The sequence below is a fragment of the Aquabacterium sp. genome, assembly GCF_021768455.1.
GTDB lineage: Bacteria > Pseudomonadota > Gammaproteobacteria > Burkholderiales > Burkholderiaceae_C > Aquabacterium.
The window spans coordinates 1-3,622 of sequence record NZ_JAIZVX010000236.1 but is presented as its reverse complement, the minus strand read 5'-3'; the positions used below and the strand labels follow the sequence as shown (position 1 = coordinate 3,622).

Here is a 3,622-nt window from a genome sequence, read left to right as displayed (position 1 = left end):
CTGGGCCTGGCCGCCCTGGCCCTGCCCAGTGGCTTCACCCCCGCCGGTCTGCCCTTTGGGGTCACCCTCATTGCCCCAGGTGGCTCCGATGCCGCCTTGCTCGACGTGGGGGCGCTGTGGCAACAGGCGCGCCACCGCACCACGGCCCCGCAACTCGGGCACACCGGTGTGCCCGCCACCGAGGCTGAACTGGCCTGGCCGCCAGCCGCCTTGCCCCAGGCCGAGCCCGTGATGGCCCTGGCGGTGGTGGGCGCCCACCTCAGCGGCATGCCCCTGCATGGCCAGCTCACCGAACGCCGCGCCCGCCTGATCTGTCGCACCGAAACCGCGCCGCGCTACCAGCTCTACGCCTTGCCCGGCACCGTGCCCCCCAAACCCGGCCTGGCCCGCGTCGCAGCCGACGCGCCCCCCGAGTCGGGCCATGCCATCGCGCTCGAGGTTTATGCCGTGCCCCTGTCGGCCGTGGGCTCCTTCCTCGCCCTGATCCCCTCGCCGCTGGGCCTGGGCTCGGTCGAGCTGGCCGATGGCAGCTGGGTCAAAGGCTTCATCTGCGAGCCCTGCGGCATCGCTGGCGCCGAAGACATCAGCCACTTTGGTAGCTGGCGCGCCTACATGGCCCACCGTCAGGCCCAGGCCGCTTCAGACAGGCAGGCCGCATGAGCATCGCACCCAGCCAAATCAACCTGCACGAGGTGGTGCAGGAGGTGACCGCCACCTTCCTGCGCTATGAAGCCGCGCTCATGGCCAACGACGTGGACGCACTCAATGCCTTTTTCTGGAACAGCCCTCAGGTGACCCGCTACGGCATCGCAGACAGGCAACTCGGGCATGACGCGCTGGTGGCCTATCGCGCCAGCGTGGACGCCCCGGATTTCACGCGGCGTCTGGACGACGTCCGCATCACCGCCTTCGGGTCGGATGTGGCCGTGGCCATGTGCGAGTTCGTGCGCAGCGACACCGCGCTCCGGGGCTTCCAGACCCAGACCTGGGTGCGCTTCGCCCAGGGCTGGCGCATCGTGTCGGCCCATGTCAGCATGATTCCTTTTCCGTCCACACCGTCTCCCTTGCCGAAGGCTCCATGAACCTGGTTCCCTTGCCGACGTCACCAGCCCTGCCGGCCACCACACTCGCCGAGCGCGTCTACGCCCAGATCAAGCAGCTGATCTTCGATTTCGTGCTGCTGCCGGGCGACCGCTTCTCCGAGAGCGATCTGGCCAACCGCGTGCAGGTCAGCCGCACGCCGCTGCGTCAGGCCCTGCAGCGCCTGCAGCGCGAGGGTTTTCTGCTGGTCTTTCCCAAAAGCGGCTGGCAGGTTGCTCCGCTGGATTTCGAGGCCTTCGACCAACTCTACGACCTGCGCGTGCTGCTCGAAACCCATGCGGTGACCCGCCTGTGCGAGATGGAAGAACGCCCCGTGCTCAAGGAGCTGGCCGAGGTCTGGCTGGTCAAGCCCCACGAGCGCCAGATGGCCTTCATCACCGTCGACCGGCTGGACGAGGCCTTCCACTCCGCCCTGGTGCGCGCCACCGGCAACACCGAGATGGCCCGTGTGCACGACGACATCACCGAGCGCATCCGCATCATCCGCCGTCTGGACTTCACCAAGCCCAACCGCGTCGAGGCCACCTACGACGAACATGCCCGCATCCTGCGCGCCATCACGCGCCGCCGGAGTGACGAGGCCCTGCGCCTGCTGCGCGCCCACGTCGAGCAGAGCAAGCTCGAGGTGCGCCACATCACGCTCGACACCCTCTACCAGGCGCGCCAGCGCGTGGCCAGCAGCGCCTGAGCCGCCGCGCCCAGCCGCAGGTCGCAGCCGCCGATCAGAACCGCGGCAGCTCGGCCAGTGCCGCCTGCAGGGCCGGGGTCTGCCCCAGCTTCTGGCCAGGCGCGGGGCGCAACTCGCCACAGCGCGCCAGCATGGGGATGGCCTTGCCCGGGTTGAGCAGGCCCTGCGGGTCGAAGGCGGCCTTGAAGGCCAGCATCTGCGCCCGCTCGGCATCCGAGAACTGCACGCACATGGCGTCGAGCTTTTCCACGCCCACCCCGTGTTCTCCGGTGATGCTGCCGCCCAGGGCCACGGCCTCGCGCAGGATCTGGTTGCCGAAGGCCTCGGCGCGCTGCAGTTCGTCCGGGTCGTTGGCGTTGAACAGGATCAGCGGGTGCATGTTGCCGTCGCCCGCGTGGAAGACGTTCACGCAGCGCAGGCCGTAGGTGGTCTGCATGGCGTTGATCGATTGCAGCATGGTGGCCAGCGCCTTGCGCGGGATGGAGGCGTCCATGCAGAGGTAGTCGGGGCTGATGCGTCCCGTGGCCGGGAAGGCATTCTTGCGGCCGCTCCAGAAGCGCAGGCGCTGGGCCTCGTCCTGGCTCAGCTCCAGCCGCGTGGCGCCGGCCTGGGTCAGCACCGTGCCCAGGCGCTCGATCTCTTCTTCCACCTCTTCCGGCGTGCCGTCGCTTTCCACCAGCAGGATGGCGGCGGCGCTCAGGTCGTAGCCCGCGTGCACGAAGTCTTCCACGGCGGCCGTCATGGGGCCGTCCATCATCTCCAGCCCGGCGGGGATCAACCCTGCGCCGATGATGGCGGCCACGGCCTCGCCGGCCTTGCTCACGTCGTCGAAGCTGGCCAGCAGGCAGCGGGCGATCTGCGGCCTGGGCAGCAGGCGCACCGTCACCTCGGTGACCACGCCCAGCAGGCCTTCGCTGCCGATGAAGGCGGCCAGCAGGTCCAGGCCCGGGGCGTCGAGCGCCTCGCCGCCCAGTTCCAGCGGCTCGCCCTCGATGGTGAAGCCACGGACGCCCAGCACGTTGTGCACGGTCAGGCCGTATTTCAGGCAGTGCACGCCACCGGCGTTTTCGGCCACGTTGCCGCCGATGGTGCAGGCGATCTGGCTGCTTGGGTCGGGGGCGTAGTACAGGCCGTGCTGCGCCGCAGCCTCGCTGATGGCCAGGTTGCGCACGCCACATTGCACGGTGGCCGTGCGGGCCAGGGCATCGATCCGGGTGATGCGGTTGAGCCGCGCCAGCGAGAGCGTCACGCCCTCCGCATGGGGCTGGGCGCCGCCCGACAGCCCGGTCCCGCCACCGCGCGCCACCACGGGCACGCCCAGGGCATGGCAGGCCGCCAGCACCGCACCCACCTGCTCGTGGGTCTCGGGCAGGGCCACCGCCAGCGGGCGCTGGCGGTAGGCGCTCAGGCCATCGCATTCAAAGGGGGTGACGGCCTCGGTCTGCCACAGCACGCTGGCCGCGGGCAGCACGCGTTGCAGGGCCTTGACCACGGCCTGTTGCCGCTGGGCGCGCTGCGCCGGGTCGGTGACCGGGGAGGGGGCGGAGGCAGTGACCGTGGTGTCCATCCGCATCACTGTAAACCGCCCGGGGCCCGATGGCCACCGCCGCGACGAAAGGGGTCAGCCGATGCGGACGTCGGCGATGCGGGTCAGCAGGTCGGTAAGACGGCTCTGCAGGCCGTTGGCGAAGGACACCAGCGAGCCGCGCACCTTGTCGTTGAGGTGTTTTTCCAGTGCCGTGAGCATGGCTTCGCCGATACTGGCCGTGCCGTTGCGGCGCACCGAGGCCAGGGTGCTGCGCATGGCCAGGCGGGCCGGACCGACGCCGGGCA

The 3,622-nt window shown here is 70.0% G+C and carries 4 protein-coding genes and 1 pseudogene; 3 read left to right on the top strand and 2 right to left on the bottom strand.

Going from position 1 to position 3,622, the window contains the following annotated elements; all coding sequences use genetic code 11:
- The 3 genes and pseudogenes from QZ994_RS19135 to QZ994_RS19125 all read left to right on the top strand — a co-directional run.
- Positions 1–660: pseudogene (locus QZ994_RS19135) on the top strand (allophanate hydrolase); the annotation flags it as partial.
- Entirely contained in the window at positions 657–1,082 is a 426-nt protein-coding gene (gene hpxZ / locus QZ994_RS19130; protein ID WP_290877480.1) for an oxalurate catabolism protein HpxZ, read from the top strand. The pseudogene QZ994_RS19135 and the gene hpxZ, both read left to right, overlap by 4 nt.
- Positions 1,079–1,789, top strand: a complete 711-nt coding sequence (locus QZ994_RS19125; RefSeq protein ID WP_290877477.1) for a GntR family transcriptional regulator — start codon at positions 1,079–1,081, stop codon at positions 1,787–1,789. The genes hpxZ and QZ994_RS19125 overlap by 4 nt, the downstream gene beginning before the upstream one ends.
- 34 nt (positions 1,790–1,823) lie before the next feature.
- Here the strand turns inward: QZ994_RS19125 and QZ994_RS19120 are convergent, their stop codons facing one another.
- Both QZ994_RS19120 and QZ994_RS19115 read right to left on the bottom strand, forming a co-directional pair.
- Positions 1,824–3,356, bottom strand: coding sequence for an FAD-linked oxidase C-terminal domain-containing protein (locus tag QZ994_RS19120; protein WP_290877474.1), 1,533 nt, complete (start codon positions 3,354–3,356; stop codon positions 1,824–1,826).
- Between the two features lie 54 nt (positions 3,357–3,410).
- Positions 3,411–3,622 (bottom strand): hypothetical protein (locus tag QZ994_RS19115; protein ID WP_290877470.1); only part of this gene is annotated, 212 nt, incomplete at its 5' end.